This window comes from Cytobacillus kochii, assembly GCF_020171845.1.
GTDB classification, from domain to species: Bacteria; Bacillota; Bacilli; order Bacillales; family Cytobacillaceae; genus Cytobacillus; species Cytobacillus kochii.
Map to the genome: position 1 here is coordinate 1 of NZ_JAIVAM010000008.1, position 17,023 is coordinate 17,023.

The 17,023-nt window shown below is 30.3% G+C and carries 35 protein-coding genes; 33 read left to right on the forward strand and 2 right to left on the reverse strand.

Annotation, left to right across the window (positions count from 1 at the left end; translation table 11 throughout):
• The 24 genes from LCM23_RS12815 to LCM23_RS12925 form a co-directional block, all read left to right on the forward strand.
• Window positions 1-545, forward strand: a 545-nt coding sequence (locus LCM23_RS12815) for an RES family NAD+ phosphorylase (RefSeq protein WP_224937310.1), incomplete at its 5' end; no start/stop codon positions are given.
• Window positions 546-623: 78 nt separating this feature from the next.
• On the forward strand, window positions 624-881 hold the full coding sequence (locus LCM23_RS12820) for a hypothetical protein (RefSeq protein WP_224937311.1): 258 nt from the start codon (window positions 624-626) through the stop codon (window positions 879-881).
• A gap of 77 nt (window positions 882-958) precedes the next feature.
• The gene (locus LCM23_RS12825; RefSeq protein WP_224937312.1) at window positions 959-1,696 is read left to right on the forward strand and encodes a GIY-YIG nuclease family protein; all 738 of its coding nucleotides are present in this window, start codon (window positions 959-961) and stop codon (window positions 1,694-1,696) included.
• Between the two features lie 67 nt (window positions 1,697-1,763).
• Entirely contained in the window at window positions 1,764-1,922 is a 159-nt protein-coding gene (locus LCM23_RS12830) for a hypothetical protein (protein WP_224937313.1), read from the forward strand.
• Window positions 1,919-2,116: a hypothetical protein gene (locus LCM23_RS12835; RefSeq protein WP_224937314.1), complete on the forward strand. Its 198-nt coding sequence runs from the start codon at window positions 1,919-1,921 to the stop codon at window positions 2,114-2,116. The genes LCM23_RS12830 and LCM23_RS12835 overlap by 4 nt, the downstream gene beginning before the upstream one ends.
• Before the next feature lie 48 nt (window positions 2,117-2,164).
• Window positions 2,165-2,413 (forward strand): hypothetical protein, encoded by a 249-nt coding sequence (locus LCM23_RS12840; RefSeq protein WP_224937315.1) that lies wholly within the window; start codon window positions 2,165-2,167, stop codon window positions 2,411-2,413.
• A 44-nt stretch (window positions 2,414-2,457) separates the two neighbouring features.
• Window positions 2,458-2,664, forward strand: a complete 207-nt coding sequence (locus LCM23_RS12845; RefSeq protein ID WP_224937316.1) for a hypothetical protein — start codon at window positions 2,458-2,460, stop codon at window positions 2,662-2,664.
• Between the two features lie 38 nt (window positions 2,665-2,702).
• Complete coding sequence (locus LCM23_RS12850) at window positions 2,703-2,864, forward strand: hypothetical protein (protein WP_224937317.1); 162 nt, start codon at window positions 2,703-2,705, stop codon at window positions 2,862-2,864.
• A gap of 5 nt (window positions 2,865-2,869) precedes the next feature.
• Window positions 2,870-3,157, forward strand: a complete 288-nt coding sequence (locus tag LCM23_RS12855; protein ID WP_224937318.1) for a hypothetical protein — start codon at window positions 2,870-2,872, stop codon at window positions 3,155-3,157.
• Between the two features lie 23 nt (window positions 3,158-3,180).
• Window positions 3,181-3,402 (forward strand): hypothetical protein, encoded by a 222-nt coding sequence (locus tag LCM23_RS12860; protein WP_224937319.1) that lies wholly within the window; start codon window positions 3,181-3,183, stop codon window positions 3,400-3,402.
• 30 nt (window positions 3,403-3,432) lie between these two features.
• Window positions 3,433-3,753, forward strand: coding sequence for a hypothetical protein (locus tag LCM23_RS12865; protein WP_224937320.1), 321 nt, complete (start codon window positions 3,433-3,435; stop codon window positions 3,751-3,753).
• 38 nt (window positions 3,754-3,791) lie between these two features.
• The gene (locus LCM23_RS12870; RefSeq protein WP_224937321.1) at window positions 3,792-4,016 is read left to right on the forward strand and encodes a hypothetical protein; all 225 of its coding nucleotides are present in this window, start codon (window positions 3,792-3,794) and stop codon (window positions 4,014-4,016) included.
• Between the two features lie 175 nt (window positions 4,017-4,191).
• Complete coding sequence (locus LCM23_RS12875; protein ID WP_224937322.1) at window positions 4,192-4,359, forward strand: hypothetical protein; 168 nt, start codon at window positions 4,192-4,194, stop codon at window positions 4,357-4,359.
• Window positions 4,360-4,423: 64 nt separating this feature from the next.
• A complete protein-coding gene (locus LCM23_RS12880; RefSeq protein WP_224937323.1) occupies window positions 4,424-4,594 on the forward strand; it encodes a hypothetical protein in 171 nt (56 codons plus the stop codon).
• Window positions 4,595-4,890: 296 nt separating this feature from the next.
• A complete protein-coding gene (locus tag LCM23_RS12885) occupies window positions 4,891-5,205 on the forward strand; it encodes a hypothetical protein (protein WP_224937324.1) in 315 nt (104 codons plus the stop codon).
• A gap of 31 nt (window positions 5,206-5,236) precedes the next feature.
• Window positions 5,237-5,392, forward strand: a complete 156-nt coding sequence (locus LCM23_RS12890) for a hypothetical protein (protein WP_224937325.1) — start codon at window positions 5,237-5,239, stop codon at window positions 5,390-5,392.
• Window positions 5,376-5,765: a ribonuclease H family protein gene (locus LCM23_RS12895; RefSeq protein ID WP_224937326.1), complete on the forward strand. Its 390-nt coding sequence runs from the start codon at window positions 5,376-5,378 to the stop codon at window positions 5,763-5,765. Before LCM23_RS12890 ends, LCM23_RS12895 begins: the two co-directional genes overlap by 17 nt.
• A 54-nt stretch (window positions 5,766-5,819) precedes the next feature.
• Window positions 5,820-6,041, forward strand: coding sequence for a hypothetical protein (locus LCM23_RS12900; protein ID WP_224937327.1), 222 nt, complete (start codon window positions 5,820-5,822; stop codon window positions 6,039-6,041).
• Window positions 6,034-6,219 (forward strand): hypothetical protein, encoded by a 186-nt coding sequence (locus tag LCM23_RS12905; RefSeq protein WP_224937328.1) that lies wholly within the window; start codon window positions 6,034-6,036, stop codon window positions 6,217-6,219. The genes LCM23_RS12900 and LCM23_RS12905 overlap by 8 nt, the downstream gene beginning before the upstream one ends.
• A 90-nt stretch (window positions 6,220-6,309) precedes the next feature.
• A complete protein-coding gene (locus LCM23_RS12910; protein WP_224937329.1) occupies window positions 6,310-6,948 on the forward strand; it encodes a hypothetical protein in 639 nt (212 codons plus the stop codon).
• 141 nt (window positions 6,949-7,089) lie between these two features.
• A complete protein-coding gene (locus LCM23_RS12915; protein WP_224937330.1) occupies window positions 7,090-7,251 on the forward strand; it encodes a hypothetical protein in 162 nt (53 codons plus the stop codon).
• A 450-nt stretch (window positions 7,252-7,701) separates the two neighbouring features.
• Window positions 7,702-8,847 carry an AimR family lysis-lysogeny pheromone receptor gene (locus LCM23_RS12920; protein ID WP_224937331.1) on the forward strand — a complete coding sequence of 382 codons (1,146 nt, stop codon included), beginning with the start codon at window positions 7,702-7,704 and terminating at the stop codon, window positions 8,845-8,847.
• Between the two features lie 16 nt (window positions 8,848-8,863).
• Window positions 8,864-8,989 (forward strand): hypothetical protein, encoded by a 126-nt coding sequence (locus tag LCM23_RS25890; RefSeq protein WP_263624231.1) that lies wholly within the window; start codon window positions 8,864-8,866, stop codon window positions 8,987-8,989.
• 206 nt (window positions 8,990-9,195) lie between these two features.
• Window positions 9,196-9,366, forward strand: coding sequence for a hypothetical protein (locus LCM23_RS12925; protein ID WP_224937332.1), 171 nt, complete (start codon window positions 9,196-9,198; stop codon window positions 9,364-9,366).
• 61 nt (window positions 9,367-9,427) lie between these two features.
• On the opposite strand, the gene LCM23_RS12930 is transcribed toward LCM23_RS12925, so the two are convergent.
• Window positions 9,428-10,252, reverse strand: coding sequence for an ATP-dependent DNA ligase (locus tag LCM23_RS12930; protein ID WP_224937333.1), 825 nt, complete (start codon window positions 10,250-10,252; stop codon window positions 9,428-9,430).
• 223 nt (window positions 10,253-10,475) lie between these two features.
• Between LCM23_RS12930 and LCM23_RS12935 the strand changes: the two genes are divergently transcribed.
• From LCM23_RS12935 to LCM23_RS12950, 4 genes are all read left to right on the forward strand, one after another.
• On the forward strand, window positions 10,476-10,613 hold the full coding sequence (locus LCM23_RS12935; protein WP_224937334.1) for a hypothetical protein: 138 nt from the start codon (window positions 10,476-10,478) through the stop codon (window positions 10,611-10,613).
• Entirely contained in the window at window positions 10,614-11,642 is a 1,029-nt protein-coding gene (locus tag LCM23_RS12940; RefSeq protein ID WP_224937335.1) for a tyrosine-type recombinase/integrase, read from the forward strand. It abuts the gene before it with no gap.
• 136 nt (window positions 11,643-11,778) lie between these two features.
• Window positions 11,779-13,119, forward strand: coding sequence for a DNA sulfur modification protein DndB (locus tag LCM23_RS12945; protein ID WP_224937336.1), 1,341 nt, complete (start codon window positions 11,779-11,781; stop codon window positions 13,117-13,119).
• Between the two features lie 18 nt (window positions 13,120-13,137).
• On the forward strand, window positions 13,138-14,142 hold the full coding sequence (locus LCM23_RS12950) for a phage lytic cycle repressor MrpR family protein (RefSeq protein WP_224937337.1): 1,005 nt from the start codon (window positions 13,138-13,140) through the stop codon (window positions 14,140-14,142).
• Between the two features lie 306 nt (window positions 14,143-14,448).
• Here LCM23_RS12950 and LCM23_RS12955 read toward each other — a convergent pair whose 3' ends face one another.
• A complete protein-coding gene (locus LCM23_RS12955) occupies window positions 14,449-14,661 on the reverse strand; it encodes a helix-turn-helix transcriptional regulator (protein WP_224937338.1) in 213 nt (70 codons plus the stop codon).
• Window positions 14,662-14,865: 204 nt separating this feature from the next.
• On the opposite strand from LCM23_RS12955, the gene LCM23_RS12960 reads away from it, so the two are divergent.
• From LCM23_RS12960 to LCM23_RS12980, 5 genes are all read left to right on the forward strand, one after another.
• Window positions 14,866-15,051 carry a hypothetical protein gene (locus LCM23_RS12960; protein ID WP_224937339.1) on the forward strand — a complete coding sequence of 62 codons (186 nt, stop codon included), beginning with the start codon at window positions 14,866-14,868 and terminating at the stop codon, window positions 15,049-15,051.
• A gap of 208 nt (window positions 15,052-15,259) precedes the next feature.
• Window positions 15,260-15,469, forward strand: coding sequence for a hypothetical protein (locus LCM23_RS12965; protein WP_224937340.1), 210 nt, complete (start codon window positions 15,260-15,262; stop codon window positions 15,467-15,469).
• A 12-nt stretch (window positions 15,470-15,481) separates the two neighbouring features.
• Window positions 15,482-15,625 (forward strand): hypothetical protein, encoded by a 144-nt coding sequence (locus LCM23_RS12970; RefSeq protein WP_224937341.1) that lies wholly within the window; start codon window positions 15,482-15,484, stop codon window positions 15,623-15,625.
• Window positions 15,626-15,672: 47 nt separating this feature from the next.
• The gene (locus LCM23_RS12975; RefSeq protein ID WP_224937342.1) at window positions 15,673-16,293 is read left to right on the forward strand and encodes a hypothetical protein; all 621 of its coding nucleotides are present in this window, start codon (window positions 15,673-15,675) and stop codon (window positions 16,291-16,293) included.
• Window positions 16,294-16,318: 25 nt separating this feature from the next.
• On the forward strand, window positions 16,319-17,020 hold the full coding sequence (locus tag LCM23_RS12980) for a hypothetical protein (protein ID WP_224937343.1): 702 nt from the start codon (window positions 16,319-16,321) through the stop codon (window positions 17,018-17,020).
• Window positions 17,021-17,023: the final 3 nt, after the last annotated feature.

A 17,023-nucleotide genomic window follows, 5' to 3' on the forward strand; every position in this document is an offset into this window, starting at 1 on the left:
TCACAAGTGCTAAAGTCTTTTCATCAACTGATTTAGAAGCACCAGGTATTGGATTATCATCGGGGGGAAGGTTCCATCATCAAGGTCAAAGTGTATTATATCTAGCAGAGAATGAGCAACTATCTATGATTGAAACACTTGATAAACCAAATGATGCGTCACTTATCTGGATTCAGAAATATAGACAGCATAAAACTTTGGAAAAAATACTAGATTTAAGAAACGATTGGACTAATATGAGCTACTCAACTAGTGAATTAATAGAAGCACTTATTACAACAGGATTTACATATGAAAAGGTTGAAGATAGATCAACTTACTGGAGACCGCAGTATTTTGTCACCAACTTTATATCAGATTGTGCAAGGCAGGCAGGTTTTGAAGGGATTATTTATAATTCAACAAGGGGTAGTGGAAGTAATATAGTTTTATTTAACCCTGACGATGAGAAAATAAGTCCCATTGGAAAACCAAAAGTTTTTATATATGATCCGAAAGATAGTATAGATAATGAGAGTATAGATGACTTAACATCAGTATTTTAAAATAAAATGACAATTTTAAATGGAAGCGAGATAGTATAGTGCGAGAATACACATTGCGATTAATATAGGAGGCAGGTAATGAAAAGAACTCTGAACTTAATTCTTTTAATAGCGATAGTCATACTAGGAGCATGTGGTAAAAGCGAAGCGGTTGAGAACTATGAAAAGTGCAATGAAGAGTTAGAAGCAGAATGTACTCAGCAAGAATTTGAAGAATGGCTAATGATGGAGGCGGAATATAATAAGCTAATCCCATTCAGCGAGCTGGATAATACAAATCAAATTAAATATTTAGAAGAAGTGGAAGAGCAGATTGAAGATATTTTCGGAAATTGAGAGATTTATGGTAAAACCAATATTTAGATAAATAAGTGATATGGACATAAGTTTATCTGGAAGGTGGTTTTCTTTAAGTGTTTACAAAAGATGAGTTGAAGTGGATAAGAAAAGAGTTAAGTGACTATGATCCTTTTGAGATTGCTCCGTCTTACTACCATAGGGAAAAAACATTAAACAATCGTGAAAAAAATAAATATGCAGTAAGGATAGAATTAGAGAGACTGAGGGAGAAAATAAGAGAATACTCTCCTGATGAATTGATAAATTTAAAGAGTAAAAAAGCACAGAACGAAAAAGGTATTAACACTTTTGCAGGGATTTATATAATTTATAATAAAACTGGAAATAGATACTACATAGGTAAAGGTGAAGACATAATTAAAAGAGCGTCTAGACACTTTACTAAAAGCGGTAATCCAGAATTATATGAAGACTATGATCTTCATAAAAATGAATTTCTGATAAACCTCATACCTTTAGATAAAACATCTTTTTCCACTCTAAATGAGTTAGAGGGTAGTGCAATTGTTGCCTATGATTCAATGTATCCAAATGGATATAATCGAGTAATTGGAAACATACTGGATCGACCAATTTATGATAGAGATGCTTTATATGAAGTATCTGATTTAATTTTAAGTAGAATCGAGAAAAGTGAAGAGTTTAAAACACTCACAAATGATAAGAAAAGAATGCAGTTTATCAGAGCTATCTTTAAGAAATATAACTTACCCGAAAATGCAGGATTTCAGATTAATTTCTTAAAAGCAATTAAGATTCATCAAAAAGAAAAGAAGAAAAAGAGTAGATAGCTTAAAGGGGAAAATAATCTCCCTCCTCATAATTGAAAATAAATTAATATAAAAGGAGTTTTTGTTTATGAGTTTTAATACTTGGTTACAACAAAAGGGCATTAATTCATATTTCCAGCTTAGAAACAGAATGATCAAAGAAGGATTTAATTTAATGTTTGTTGAAGCTGCTTGGAAAGAACTAAATGAAGAATATAATAAGGAATTCAGAGGTGGGCAGCTATGAATCAACTATTAATCAATCCCTGGATATGGACTAGAAAGGCCATGGAAATGAGTTTGAATTTTGTAGAAGGTGAAAGTGTACCACTGGAATTTATGACAATAGCCGAGAAGGAATATATTCCAAATCAAGAGTGGATTGAAAAGGGGTATGTAGATCGACAAAGTATAGTTATGTTTACAAGTGAATTAGTTTAAATGAAAATAAATTAATATAAAATGCGACTTTTATCAAGGAGTGGTGAGATGAGTATAGATTATGAAAATTATTTAAAAACCTTACACACAAAGGAATTATTAAGATTATTGCATAGTGCTAGGCATTGTGGAGGGAGTTACAATCCTTTTTATGAAAATGGGTATGCATTTCAAGGTAGCAAATGGTACACAATTGATGAAATAAAAAAGGAACTGGCAACTAGGGAGCATATACCGAACAAAGAAGAAGCTAAAAAGATACGTCAAGAAAAACACAAAATGAAACAAAATAGATAAAAAGCTAAATTTATCAAATGCCATATATTAAGGAGTGTTTAAGAATGGGAGATAATGAAGTTAAATTAGTTGAAGGTTATTTAAGACTTGAGCAAGAGTTAACAGAAGCCAACAATAACAATGATAATTATAATGCTAAAATTATTAAATCAAAAATGGAAGGGATTGTATTCAGTTACGAGACTTATACTTCCCATCATTGGTCTACTTTTGAGCATCTTCTCGAAAGATATGCCCGATATAATAAATAAAAAGCTGATTTTATCAAAACTAAAGGAGAGATAATTATATGATTACATCGAGATATAAAGTTATATTAGAAGGATTTGAAATAGAACTGTCAGCATTTAATAGAAGAGAAGCGCTTATATTGGCACAAGCAGAAGCAATTAAAAATGGTAGGAATTATAAACCTGTTTCGATAGAAGAGATTATTCTAATTGAGGAGTGATAAATGTGGGGTGGAGCATTCAAACAGCACCTTATTCAGAAATTAATACAATTCTGGCTTCTTCACTATTAAAACAATCTCAATTAACTGATGAAGAGGAAGCTGTAAGAAAAGAGAAATGGAGAATGATAGAAGAACAGACACAGCGTAAAGCCTTTATGATAAATGGCATTTGTCCAGACTGTAAAGGAAAGCTAATAAGAGGTAAGAAGTCTAAAAAACACGACTATAAACGTCTCTGGAAATGTAGTTGCTGTAAAGAATCATATGTGGATGGTGGGATTAAGATTTAAAGCAATAAAAAGGAGGAATAAAAGTGAAGGATTTTGATATTTGGTGCGAAGGATATCGAGCCACAGGTCAAAGTGGTGGAGCCACACTATTAGGTCATTGCACAGGAAAAGACTTAAAAGAAGCTTGTGAAAATCTAGCAAAAAAAGATGAAGGGTTTGCTTGTTATTTTAACTCAGAAATGATGACATTTTGGGGTTATAGAATTTTTGATAATAGTGCGGATGCGAGAAGGTCGTTTGGATAATTCCAGATAAAATAGAAGGGATGATTAAAATTGTTAAAATGTAAACAATGTAACAAAGAATTGAGTTTTAGAGAATTTACAAATGGAAATTATAAAAAGGTTTTAGATGTAGACTTGGAGAAAATAGGTTTGTTTTGCAAAGAGCATGGCGAAGAAGTTGAATTTAATTTGAAAGAAAAAAGATTTGTAGAAGAATATAAAGGAAATAAAATCTACAGCAAGGACAATAAATTTATTCCATATTGGGAATGCGATTATTATTTTAAAAGCATTGATGATGTTAAAGAAAGAATTGACAGTTCCCACATTGCAATTGTTGACACAAGGATGTTTGGATTAATGAATAAATAAAATACGAGTTTTATTCATAGATAAAGGAGGTGATAAAGATGTATACTCTTTATCACGATAAACGTACAAGTGTGATTGAAGTGAAAAAGGCGAGAAAAGCATTGCAAAGTTGGAATTACAGAAAGGAAGTAACTAAGCATAATGATTGTTATTTCATTTGTTTAACAAGGAAACCACTTGTGGAAAAAGCAGACGAAATAAAATTATCTTGGATTTTAGAATTAGAAGAAGCATTGAATAAGGTAAGACAAATTGAATTTTAATAAACGAATTAAGCAATAAGTACACTAAGGAGGAAAATCAGGTGAATGAATGCAAGCATGAAGAAATAACTGTTGATGAAGTTTATGGAGAACAATTTTGTGAACAATGCGGTTCTTTCTTTGACAAAGACTAATTAACAAATTAAGCAAAATATTTAGCAAAGGAGGGTAAGCAGTGGAAATAATTTATGACATTTCTGATATTGATGGAAATCATCATGGGCGTTTTCCTCATTTAAAAGATGCCAAGATAGAGGCGGTCGAAATAGCTAATCACCTAAAAAAAGAAATATTTATAGAGCAAACCAAAAAAATAACTATTGATTCTATTAAACCTAAGTGAGCTTAATGATAGTTGAGTAGATGATATACAAAATAAGCAATGTGTAAACTAAGGAGAATCGAAAATGAAACAATATGATAAAGGATATCTCGATGGGCAACTTGACAGTGCTGAAAATGAGTTAGAAATTCTTGAAAGAATAAAAAACGATTCTATAGAGGGGTGGCACGAAAACAGTATTCTCATTACGAGAATCAAAGATACAGAAGCTTTTTTGAATAAACATGCTCGATAATTAAAAAACTGACAGATGAGATTATTAAAGGATAGGTGATAGTAGTGACAAATGAATTTAAGCTAGTTCACGATAACGGTAAGCTATATGCAGTAATAACAATCAAAGGTGAAAATTTTGCAATAGATGCCACAGAGTACTTTAGCAACCATAATCCGCACGATGAGTGGTTAGATTATCTCCTTGGTTTAATGAGATTAACAAAGATTAAGTCTATGACCCACCCCAACACTTAATAAAAATTCCGAGAAGATTACGAAACAAATTGATAGTTGAATTTACTAAGAGGTGATTATATGGGTGGGGAAATCTGGAAAACCAAAGCAATACAGGCAATCTTATCGCAAAATAAGAGTGATGTTGAGAAAGCAGAAGAAATAGTAAGCATGTTTGATTCTATGGAGCAGGATTCTAACAAATTGAAAGCAAAGTTTAATGTAGAACAAATTTTAAACGGAGATGCAACCTATCCAGAGAGTTTTGTTGAACTGGTAAAGAGGTATGAAAATCAAATTATTGAGGTAGAAGAAGAGATTTTTGGTGCTTATGAATTAGTGCTAGAAGGAAAGACATATGGTTTAGGTGGCAATGAATTAATATTGATAAAATAACGTTTTTATCCATAAAAAGGAGATGAGTGAAGTGAATAAAAATCATACAAATGAAGTAGAGAAATCTTATAAAGAAATGCTTAATTTCTTTGATGAATATGAAAGATACACTGGTAATGTAGTTGAGGATAGAGTCTATAACGCTTTGAGGAATTTAAGAATGAAAGCTCATGGTATTAAAGAATAGAATGAAAGACATTGTATGCTATTGTGATGCAAGTTTTAATGAATCAGAAAAAACATGTAAAGCTGGGATGATCATTGCTGGTAAGAAGCATAGAACAGTATTCAAAAATGTTTTTACTTCAACTCATGCAGAATTACTGGCTTTGAGAGAAACCTTATTAATAATTAATAAAGATGAAATTAATCATTTTACCATTAAGATTGACGATAGAGGAATCGTTAGAAGGCTAGATGATGGGAAGAGTCTCAAAGGTGAAAATAGAGAAATTTATAGATTACTTATGAAAGATATACGCAGACTTTTGAAAGAAACTGAATCCAGAGTTATTTGGATAAAAAGAAATAAAAATAAAGCAGATAAACTAACTAGATAAGAGTCAATACACTTAATTGAAATTAAACAAATAATATATAGGAGGTTTTTATAAGTGTTAAACGTAGGTGAATGGAGATTTGATGGTGATGATTACTACAAGCTACTTGAAGTTGACCCCAATGCAAATGATGTTCAGGGGCATCCTGTTCAATTTAAGAATAAAACTGGAACGTGGTTCTATAGAGAATGGCAGATGGATCAGCATTTATTAATAACAGATGAAATATTGATACAGAAAATTGAATCAGATGGATGTGAAGTTAATCATGTTTGATATGTGCAATTTACTAAAGGGCAAAGTAATTAAAGAAGTAATAAAGGACAGAGTAGATATAACGATTAAATTCACTGATGGGACTCATGCCTATATCTCAAATGATGCTGAAATTATTAATGGCGACTTGTTATTAGAAATTGACCTGTATGATGAAGATGGAGATGTTATTTGTTAGAAAAAGAATAAAAGACAGTTTTTATTTTGAAGGACTTTTGACTTATAGCGTTGAATACTTCTAGAGCTTATTTTAAAAATGGGGGTAACTATGAGTATTGAAGCGAAGTTTGATGAAATATTTACTGATAAATACAATTTTCTAAACCGAGAGGATATCTCATGCCACGAAGTTTTTGAGTATAGAGCAGAATACAAAGATGAACTATTAATTTTAAAATTGTTATGTAAATATCTCGGGATAGATAATAAGGATGGAAATGGTTTTATCACACCTTTTAGAAATAGAAGAAATAAACACATTGGTAAAAATGGCAGAGAGCAAGTCTATGATAACTCTTTTGATTTTAAAGGAGAAACGAAATTCATTGTATCAATCAAGGGAAATGAGACTGGAGGAGAACTTAGAGCAGCAGATCTAACTAATGAATTTATTACCAAAAACATTGCGATGTATGATCCAACAAAAAATTTAGAAATAGGTGAAACAATTAATCCTATTCTTATGGACTATGCTCGCATTGAGAATGTAAAGTCAATTGCAAATTTTGATAGTCTTACCATAGTTTTTAACCATAAAAAGAAAACTCAAAAAAATAAAGTTGATTGGTATAGAATTCTTAAAGATGAGTTTGGTTACGCATGCTTATTTTTAAAAGGTAATGAAAGACCTTTTTATGAAGAGGTCGAACGCTTGTTACCTGGAATTAAAAAATTCAAGAAAATATAGATCGAATGCTTTAGGCAATTTTTGAAAAATAATATTCAAAACTCGAAAGACTTGTGATACTCTATAGGTAAATATTACTATTAACAAAAGTCCTGAATAAACAAAAGTAATGTTTGAAAACTTTGGGATTGGGTGAGACGTATGACTCTCAAAAAGATTGAAGAAGAGATGGAATCAGTTAGGAAAAAAATTAGGAAAGGGGAGAGGGATCTAGCTTTGCTAAAAGCATATTACAATGATTTGGAAAAAGAAAGAAAAAAACTTAAGAAATTTAAGGACAAATTTGATTTGGATTCTATTTAAATTTAAACAATAGATGAAGAAGCTGACTAGTATTAGATCAACTTCTTCATACCACATTTGCTGCATTCTCTTATAAATTGACCGTTACCAACAGTAGATTTAAAGTGACTATTATTGCAGTTATCGCATCGGCCAGCGTTTTTATCTGGCAAGTCAGTGTAGTTGTATATAATGGATAAATCTAAGTTGTCGTAATCGTAGTCCATTCTGTCACCTCATAGATTGTAATATGTAATGAATATTATAGCACCTTCTGGAGTGGGAGATAATAGTGAATGCTTTATTTTCTTATACTAGTAACTTAAAAATAAAAGAAAACACATGGATAGCTTTAAAAGAACAGATCGATGGTGAATAAATTTTAATTGAAAATAAATTAATATAAAGTATTGACTTGGGTGTAGGCTGAGAATATAATAAATATATAATCAATTGATGGGGGAAGGCGAAATGAAGAGTCTGAAGCAAATGATCTTAAACGAAATAGACAGTGGTAAACATGGATCAAGTGATGATATTGCTAAGATAGCTGGATACTCCAGAGGAATTGCTTTAAGAAAGGTTTTAAATGATGAGAAGAAAGAATTTAGTGATTTAGACTCCCTAATTAAATTAGTTAAATATTTTTTTCCTGACAAAAGTGAAAATCTTTTAGTAGACTATGCTGCTTCACTTGATATAAATAAACAGTCTGCAAGGCATATGCTTGAATATTTAACAATGAATAGACTCTTTAAAGATTTATCTGAAATGCTTGATAGAATGGAAGGCACAACCAATGAAGAAAGTAAGGAATGGTGTAAGGTATATCGAATAGATTTAAGATATCATGAGTGTACAACTGAAAAGGAATATTTAACTCTAATAAAAGAGTTAAATGAAATGAAAATAAAGAGTACGGTGCTAGATATATTCAGAAAAATACTAATTGTCTACTGCTATAGTCAAATTAAAAGGTTTCCTCTAGATAACGTTACTTATGATTTAGAGTATATAGAAGACACTGTAACCAATAATTTTATGCAAACGATGTATAGAATTAGAACTTTAGAAATACTTTCAATCAACTCATTAAGGGTACATAACGATCCTATAAAAGCAAGAATGTTTGCTAATTTAGTTATCAGCTCCAATGCTCCAACCACTTTTAAAGCTTATGCAAATTTTATTATTGGTCAATCTTATTTATTTAGCTCTTGTGGAGATTGCGTTTCACATTTTGAGGAAAGTAAAAATTTATATGAATTGATTGGAAGACAGTCAGACGCTAATGTGATGGAAGAAAAAATTGAGTTTGCTAATGTTTTTTGGGATAAAAAAAACGGAGTGTGCAAATACACAAGAAATGAAATGTTTAGACGAATAAAGAATAGAGAAGATTGCATAAGATATGTTGAAGAAAATAAAAGTGAAGTCGATGAATCTTTTTTACTTTATTTAGAGGGAATATATTTTAATAGTGAGAGTAAGCATATGTTATCTATAATTAAATATACAAAGAAAAACGATTATTTCTCTACTGGATTTTCTAAGATTGAATTATTAAAAAAAGGAGCATGTAGAGAGATGCTAAATGAGTTAACGACAATAAATTGAAAGGAGGTGAATTTTCTTGAGGAATTTTGTAATTAAATCCATCATAGCTATAGCTTTATTATCAAGTTTAGCAGTTGGTGTCAACTACGTAAGTAACTATGATAGGCCTTTTCATTCAGCTGACCCTAAACCAGGCTCTTAATTAAAAATAACTACATAATATCAAAGGTGTTACTCATTCATATGGGTAGCACCTTTACTAATTTTAAGACATTAATCCAATAATCAATAAACAAAAAATTGGATTAGGACTTATATTTTATTTAAAAATAATCAAATAATACTAGACAATACCTCGTTTTGTGGTAAACTTAATTTAAATAAGTTATCACTAGGAGGTTTTTAAGCATGAATAAGAAAGTAACAAGCATAATTGAAAGACAATATGAAATGTTTTATGCTGCTTCTGCATCAGGAACAGAGTATATACCACCGATCACGTATAAAAAGAAAAATACTCCTAGAGATATTCGTAAAGAGATGGTCACGGGTTATATGAAATTATTAAATAAGAAATAAATTAATATAAAATACATAGAAAAGAGTAGTCGATTGAATTAATCTCGACTACTTTTTTCATTTAGAGCCATCTATTGAAGGATGGGATTCGTAATAGCCCTTTACTTGTGTAGTTTCTAAACTTAACTTCTAGATGTAATGGTTTGCTGAACTGTGTAGGGTTATTATTATCGTACTTTTCCATGTCTCTAATTTTACTGTATAACTGCTGTTTGATATCTGGACTCATAAACTCTATACAGCCTGCGTAATGGCCACTAGGGAACCTTAATAATGCTCCAAACTCTTGTTGCCTAAGAGCATATAGTTCTACGTTTGTATATTTGTAATTTATTAATTTTAACCAACTATTAGATCTTTTGTTTATCTCATACTTAGAATCTTTTCTTTTTATAACAATACCTTCAAGGTCATTATCTTTAATTAGGTTGAAGTATTGAGTTGTTACAGTACCATCAACAAATGGCACTAGTGCAAATTGATCAGATTCATTCTCTAAAACACTATTTATCAATGACAGTCTTTCTAATAAAGGTAAATGGGTAACTTTTTTATGCTTATAATAAATAATATCAAATATGCAGTAAGTTATTTTTAAGTCAGATTTAGTGGATTGGAATTTCTCCATAACCAGTTCAAAGTTAGGCTTACTATTTTGATCTGAAACAATAATTTCACCATCTAATACTGTTCCATGAGGGATACTATTTTTGACCAGGTCTTTAAATCTGTTTGTAATTTCATTCTTATGCCTTGAATATAATTTAGTATTATAGTCAAATTTAGAAAGAACGCATCTAATTCCATCTAATTTAAGCTGAGTAATCCAATTAGAATCATCGAACGGAGCATCAGTTTTATGAAGTAACATTGGTGACACATACATCTTAAACACCTCAATACAAGTTTAACAGTTTGCCTTAATAATGAAAAAAGTAACTTATTCCATGTTAATTTAGGAAAATAATACTAAAACAATCCAATTTTCTATTTACAAAAAATCGGATTGGTATTATTATTAAATTAAGATGAAAATAAATTAATATAAAAGTTTATGTTTAATTAAACGTGGGGATAATATATATGAGGGAATTAGGGAGGGAATCTACATGTTGCAAGATTTGTCAGGTTGGTTCAGAAGGAATGTTAGGAAAATGAATAGTCATCAAATTAAAAAAGATTTAAATGAAATTAATCGCATAAAAAGAATGTTAGAGAAAGAATTAGAATTAAAGGGGGTTAGCTAAGTGTTGCAGAAGAATATTGTAAAATTATCAAATACACTGATTTATGATCAAATTAAAAAATACTTAGAAACTCATGGTTACAATAGTAAAGAAACAAGACGAGCATATGAATTAGATATAAGAAAGTTCTTTGGAATTGTAAAAGATAAAGAAATTGAATACTTAACTAAGGAAGACATACAAATTACATTAGATGACTTTGAGGATTATATAAGCCACCTGTACAATCTAACAAAAACTAACGGAGAAAAGAAATTAGCTAATAGCTCTATTAATAGAAAAGTAAAAGGTGTAAAAGGATTAATTAAATATTTAGCAGCTAAAAAGTTGATTGATGATATAAGTTATTTATCTCTAATTAAAACTTTACCAGAAATTCAAAAACACCATGGGATTTTAGAATTTGATGAAGTTCTAGAGTATGCAGAAGCAGCGAGATTGGAGAAACATAATGGAAACATTAAAAGATTGGCTATATTATTTGCCTTTGATACTTGTGCGAGGATATCTGATGTAACAAATATAAAGTGGTCTAACTTTATGGAAAAAGATGATGTGGTTCTAGTAAGAGGAATAGGAAAAGGAAACAAAGAATTTAAAGAAAGTATTGATAAGGAATTTTTCAAGGAATTGAAAACTTTAAAGCAAACTGATTCGGAGAAAGTTTTTAATATAGACAATAGAAGACTCACGGATATGATGATTAGACTGAATAAGAAGCTTGGGATTCAAGAGGAAAGAAATATAAAGTTTCACTCTTTAAGAAAAGCAGGAGCAACTTGGAGGTATAGAGTCACAGGTGACATATTAGAGGCCAAAAGATCATTGAATCACTCTTCATTAGCTAATACTCAGAGATACTTAGCTACAGAGGACTATGGAATACTTGGAGCGGTATCATCGGGTGGAAAAATTGATAATGAATTGTTTAAGAATGTGGACTTGGAAACACTAACTGGAGCTATAGAGAGCTGTCCTAAAAATGTTCAAATGATTATAAACATGAAGTTACAGCAAATGAACAATTAAATATTACATCTTCATTAATACGGAAGTTATAGTGTTTACTTTTTATTTGAAATTAATTAAAATAAAATTATATAAGAAAATATAATCTGTTATATGAAAATAAATTTATAGTAAAAACTATTTTAGAGGTGTTCGAATGCTAAAAGAGAGATCAGAATTAGAAAAGAATCTAATAAGTGCGATGAAAGAAACCAGGATTAAACACAACAAAAAGATTGTTGATGATATTAAATTTAATTTAATTAAAAAGTATAAAGTATTAGATGCACAAAAATGGATTGACAACCCCGAAGAAGTGGTTCCAGAACTTGATACTAGAGGATTGTTTTTATTAACTGAACAGATATACAGTAAAACAGGTGTCTCAAAGATTAATCCATCAGACTACTTTACAGATTTAGAATCTAAAAAGTCTAGACAGTATGTTGGAACAACTGAATTAGAAAATACTATAAAATTCCCTCTAACATTAGAAAACTTTTCAAGAATTAGTCAAAATGAATTTGTTGGTGTTGTGCCAATGAATTTGATTGCTCAATTATCTTTATCAGCAAAACTACACTATAATTTTGAAATTCAGAGAGAGAGTGTTAAGAAAAAGTATAAAGGTGGAATAGTTGAGGAAGCGAAGTTAGTAATGCAGAATGTAATTGAAATTGAAGAGCATATTTTAAATAGAACTTTAAAACCTACTCAACTAGTCTATAATGCAGCAATTGGAACCGCAGATCATGAAGAACCTGAATTGATATTTGATGATCTTACTGGTCAAATTACAATTACTAAAGGAACCATATTGGATATTGTTGATGGATACCATAGAACTAAAGCAACAGAGTTCGCATACAACAAACAAAAAAACCTACAAGGTTCATTTATACTTCTATTAACAAATTACTCTGATGAAGAAGCAAAATCTTATCAAGGTCAATTAGCAAAAGCTACTCCAATTGCACAAGAACGTGCAAAAGAACTATTAAGTGAACGTATGTCCGATGCAGTTTTAAAAGAATTGATTCCTAAATCAGAGTTAAAAGGAAGAGTATCTCAAAATTCTCATTTGAATAGAAACGCTAATGAAATCGTTACTTATAAAACTTTGGCTGAAACTATTGATGATGAATTTAATTTAGAAAAAATGCTCGATGTTTATAAAGTGTCTGGATATTTAATTAAATACTTTAATATTTTAATGGGTACATTTGAGTCAGAGTTTAACTCAAATTATACAGAAGTGAGAAAAAAGAGTTTAATTAATAGTAGCGTCATGTTTGTAGGATATTTAATTTTAGCTAGAAGAATGATGGATAGAAAAATGGATGAAGTAAAAGTAATAGATATTGTTTCTTCTCTAAATTTCGATAGAGATAATCCAATGTGGCAAGAAATTGGAGTAGTTAATGAGAATGGAAGTTTAAATAAATACTCTTACGCAAAGCAAGCGGTTAAAGAATTCTTCAGAGAAGTTGAAATTTAAATAGAGGTGGAATAAACAATGGAACAAAGCCTATATAATAGGGAAGTTAAAGAGAAATATCTTGAGAAATTCGATAACGAACAAACAAAAACGACTATAGGGAGCTTATTTCAAAAAGCTGAATTAATTGAAGAAGCGCTTGGAAAAGATTTGTATAATTTTAATTCAGTCGAAATAGGTAAAGTTATTCAAAATGCAAGACCTGTGAGCGGTAGTGTTGCCTTTACGTATCAGCGCTTTATTTCAAAATATATTTCGTGGGCTATTAGTCCAATGGCAATTAGAGATAATAATATAAACCCTTTAAAGGGCTTAACAAAAGAATGGAGCAGTCAATTTGTAGATCATACTAAAAAAATACACTGGTCTAAGGATGAGCTCTATGAGTTTTTGGAGCTCTTGCCAAATGCTCAGGATCAAGCTATGTTAGCATTAATGTTTGAGGGTGTTATTGGAGATAAATTGAGTGAGATTATTAACTTGCACTATAAAGATATTGACTGGAATAACAATAAGATTAACATTAATTCTACAGATGACAGTAAGAGAACAATTGAAGTAGAAAACAGGACAATGAGATTTATTGAAAATGCATATAAAGAAATAACTCATAGATACTATGATGAAAAAACAGGTGACTATAAAGAGAGTGAATTAGTTCCAACTGACTTTATCTTTAAAAACGCTAATACAAAAAGAAATCTGAATGTTAAAAGGCCTATAAACAAGAGCACAATATATTTAAGATTAAAAAGATTGAAAGATGAGTTTGAATTAGAATATTTAACAGCAAACTCTTTAAAAGAGAGTGGTATGATTCATATGATTACTAAAATATTTGAGGCTAAAGAAGATGACGATAAAGTAATTACCAAAGAAGATTTATTTCTTATTGCTGAAGAATTTGGATTTAAAAAAATGAAAGCAAATGGATATGAATATTACAACACATCCTTTATGAAAACAATATTAAGCCCAGAAAAAGTTTATAAAACTACAAATGTTAAAATTAAGTATAAGTAATATCCCTTTTGGGATATTTATAATTAAAAATAATCACATACGATAATTATTTTTTTATGTCTCAGCTAATCCAATTTTCCGAAAATGAAAAATTGGATTAGCAACCCATGATATTACACAATAGTCAATAAAAAAGTTACAGATATGACAATATTCGACAAAACTAGTCAAAGACATATGTCAGAATATAGTGTATTATATTAATTGTAGCGAGAGTAGTTCTAATTAACCATTAATAATTACATATAAAAGTTCATTAAAGAATGAACATTTAGCTGGAGCTATATAATAGCCCCAGCCTACTCTTTAGAATTTCCATTCATACAGATCGTCAATTTTACAATTGAGAGCTACAGATATCTTTCTTGCTACAGGTAAAGACATGTTGTTTTTATTGTTAACATAGCTACTAAGCTGTTGACGACTTATACCTGTTTTCTCTGACAGCTCTGCTTGTGTCATATATGATTTATGTAGAAGGTCTGTGAGTAGGCATTTTCCGACTAATTCTTTTGCCATCGGAAAATCCTCCTATATTTTTCAACCTGTGTTAACTATATTAACAATGACAACTAGTGAACACAAGTTAATTTTTTCTATATATACCAGTTGTATTCGAAGAATGTTCGCCTTATAATAGAAAATAGGAACATAAGTTCTATTTTTGTTCTAAGGGGAGGAAATAATCATAATTTTATTACAGAATAGTGAGGAGAAGTTTTAATGGCATTTTACAAGATGAGAATGGTTTCAGATGTGTATTTTGAGTCAAATGAGGAAAGTGTTGTACAACTGCTAAGCAATCTTAACTTCGGTGTATCATCAAAATTACTGATAGCTGGTGATGAAGTAAGTGTTGAAGTGGAGCCTTTAGAAATAGAAGTTTTAGAAGAAGATGATGAAATATAAAAAGTCTCCAAGTTAAACTCAGAGACTTATACTAAAGTTGATTTGCAGCCCAACTTTTAGCACATTATTAATATACCACATTCCACTAGAATCTAACAGTTTGTAATATATTTGTAAGGCTCTAGTGGGAAAATTTCAAAAATTGCTATTGACTTTAAATTGAAAATAAATTAATATAAAATTATTAAAACTTAGGTGGTGGTATTTTATGTTGGCTTTAGAATACATGATCAAGATAAGAGAATACATAAATGAGGCCATTAATGCTGTTGATAAAAGTGGAAGTGATAAAGTTGACGAAGTGGATATTCAAATAGCGTTTGGTAAAATTGATTCAGTAGAATTTGATTCTGTGGCTGTGAAATGCCTATTGAGAGAAGAATTAAATGAAATAAGAAATCGGAAAAATGAATCTTAAGGAGAATCAAAGATGAGTCAATCAGTGATTAAACTAATAGAGGCGAAATTAGGCAGAGAGCTTTCTGAACAAGAAAGAGAATTATACTTACTTGCCTACAATTTAGGAGAGCAACGAGAGTTTGATCGTTGGGCAGACATTGTCCATGGTAAATGAAACAGATGTTTTATTGAAAATAAATTAATAGTAGGAGTGTTAAAAAAGTGATTCTTATTGATGAGCCAGCAGAAAATCACCTTAAACTCAGACAGTTAGATCAGTATATGCTTGGACATAAAGGTTATATAGCTGGAGGAGTATTTAAAAATATATACAACAATGAGAAGTATAAAGATATAGACATATTCTTTGAGAATGAAAAGGATTTTGTGGAAGCTAGTATTCAATTTAGTAACAGTCCTAAGTATAGTTTAAAGTATAAAAACAAAAAAGTTACAGCTTATTTAAATGCTGATACTAATGTAGTGGTGGAATTAATTAAGCATAAATTCAAAAGTCCTTTGGATATGATAGACGAATTTGATTTCACTATTACAAAGTTTGTATATTACAAAGAAGATGCACTGGATGGAGAAGAATCCGTTTGGAAGATTGCTTATCACAGTAAGTTTTTTGAACATTTACATATGAAGAGATTAGTTATTGATCAGGAGATTAATGAAATAATTCTTCCAGTCAATTCGTTGAATAGGATGTTTAGGTATGCGAAGTATGGTTATTTTCCTTGTAGAGAAACTAAAGGTAAAATTATTGAAGCAATAAGAGAGATTCCTAATTTTTCAGAGGAGTTGTTAACAAGGGAACTATATAATGGATTGGATTAAAAAATGAGTTAAAAGGAGTGGAGTCATGTTAGCAAGAATTAAATTCATAAAAGAGAGCTTAAATTCTAACCAACTTAGTCGTGAGGAATTAAAAGTTTTAGAAGATTTCTTAGGGGAAAGTGTGAATGCACAAGAAATGAAATTAAGTGAGCAAGGTAAGCCTGAGACATTGAGTTGGAGAGACACCTTTGATTCGGAAATAGTAAAAAAAGATAGTGACTATAAACTAGTAACTCCATCAGGCATATTCAAAATAGATGACAATAATAATTACATAGTTGATTTAGAAAAATTCACATCAACATTCCCGCAACTCGAGTTTTCTATTAAAGGTGTTCCAAAGTCAGTTGGTGCTGATCACTCTGACATGATTACTGAAATGAATAAGATAGCAGAAAAAATTGATGAAGCTAAAAATCGCTTTGAAAAAGTTGTCGAGTTTAATCAAAAATGTGATATTCATGTACCAAATTTAGGTTTAATGAGTATTAATAAGTTAGCATTTGCTATAGATTACTGCACTGAAGCTTTACAAGGATTGCTCTATAAAGGGTGGAGAATTATTGCTGTATGCCCACAACCTGATCAAAGAAGACCAGATTACATTTTAGGAATGCATGTTCCTGATATAAATGACAGTGTTGTTGTTGAGCACTTTGTTGGTGAAGGTCGAGAAGGAGACTTAAAAGACAGTGACATGAAAAAGAAAGATAGTTTTGCTTTATAAAAT

Bases quoted from the DNA above. Each gene is read 5' to 3' on its own strand.
- LCM23_RS12925 (WP_224937332.1), top strand. From the start codon at position 9,196: ATGAATAAGAAAGTAACAAGCATAATTGAAAGACAATATGAAATGTTT.
- LCM23_RS12965 (WP_224937340.1), top strand. From the start codon at position 15,260: ATGTTGGCTTTAGAATACATGATCAAGATAAGAGAATACATAAATGAG.
- LCM23_RS12845 (WP_224937316.1), top strand. From the start codon at position 2,458: ATGGGAGATAATGAAGTTAAATTAGTTGAAGGTTATTTAAGACTTGAG.
- LCM23_RS12870 (WP_224937321.1), top strand. From the start codon at position 3,792: ATGTATACTCTTTATCACGATAAACGTACAAGTGTGATTGAAGTGAAA.
- LCM23_RS12880 (WP_224937323.1), top strand. From the start codon at position 4,424: ATGAAACAATATGATAAAGGATATCTCGATGGGCAACTTGACAGTGCT.
- LCM23_RS12915 (WP_224937330.1), top strand. From the start codon at position 7,090: ATGACTCTCAAAAAGATTGAAGAAGAGATGGAATCAGTTAGGAAAAAA.
- LCM23_RS12980 (WP_224937343.1), top strand. From the start codon at position 16,319: ATGTTAGCAAGAATTAAATTCATAAAAGAGAGCTTAAATTCTAACCAA.
- LCM23_RS12840 (WP_224937315.1), top strand. From the start codon at position 2,165: ATGAGTATAGATTATGAAAATTATTTAAAAACCTTACACACAAAGGAA.
- LCM23_RS12950 (WP_224937337.1), top strand. From the start codon at position 13,138: ATGGAACAAAGCCTATATAATAGGGAAGTTAAAGAGAAATATCTTGAG.
- LCM23_RS12885 (WP_224937324.1), top strand. From the start codon at position 4,891: ATGGGTGGGGAAATCTGGAAAACCAAAGCAATACAGGCAATCTTATCG.
- LCM23_RS12935 (WP_224937334.1), top strand. From the start codon at position 10,476: ATGTTGCAAGATTTGTCAGGTTGGTTCAGAAGGAATGTTAGGAAAATG.
- LCM23_RS12970 (WP_224937341.1), top strand. From the start codon at position 15,482: ATGAGTCAATCAGTGATTAAACTAATAGAGGCGAAATTAGGCAGAGAG.
- LCM23_RS12960 (WP_224937339.1), top strand. From the start codon at position 14,866: ATGGCATTTTACAAGATGAGAATGGTTTCAGATGTGTATTTTGAGTCA.
- LCM23_RS12945 (WP_224937336.1), top strand. From the start codon at position 11,779: ATGCTAAAAGAGAGATCAGAATTAGAAAAGAATCTAATAAGTGCGATG.
- LCM23_RS12920 (WP_224937331.1), top strand. From the start codon at position 7,702: ATGAAGAGTCTGAAGCAAATGATCTTAAACGAAATAGACAGTGGTAAA.
- LCM23_RS12905 (WP_224937328.1), top strand. From the start codon at position 6,034: ATGTTTGATATGTGCAATTTACTAAAGGGCAAAGTAATTAAAGAAGTA.
- LCM23_RS12910 (WP_224937329.1), top strand. From the start codon at position 6,310: ATGAGTATTGAAGCGAAGTTTGATGAAATATTTACTGATAAATACAAT.
- LCM23_RS12955 (WP_224937338.1), bottom strand. From the start codon at position 14,661: ATGGCAAAAGAATTAGTCGGAAAATGCCTACTCACAGACCTTCTACAT.
- LCM23_RS12930 (WP_224937333.1), bottom strand. From the start codon at position 10,252: ATGTATGTGTCACCAATGTTACTTCATAAAACTGATGCTCCGTTCGAT.
- LCM23_RS12895 (WP_224937326.1), top strand. From the start codon at position 5,376: ATGGTATTAAAGAATAGAATGAAAGACATTGTATGCTATTGTGATGCA.
- LCM23_RS12830 (WP_224937313.1), top strand. From the start codon at position 1,764: ATGAGTTTTAATACTTGGTTACAACAAAAGGGCATTAATTCATATTTC.
- LCM23_RS12850 (WP_224937317.1), top strand. From the start codon at position 2,703: ATGATTACATCGAGATATAAAGTTATATTAGAAGGATTTGAAATAGAA.
- LCM23_RS12835 (WP_224937314.1), top strand. From the start codon at position 1,919: ATGAATCAACTATTAATCAATCCCTGGATATGGACTAGAAAGGCCATG.
- LCM23_RS12820 (WP_224937311.1), top strand. From the start codon at position 624: ATGAAAAGAACTCTGAACTTAATTCTTTTAATAGCGATAGTCATACTA.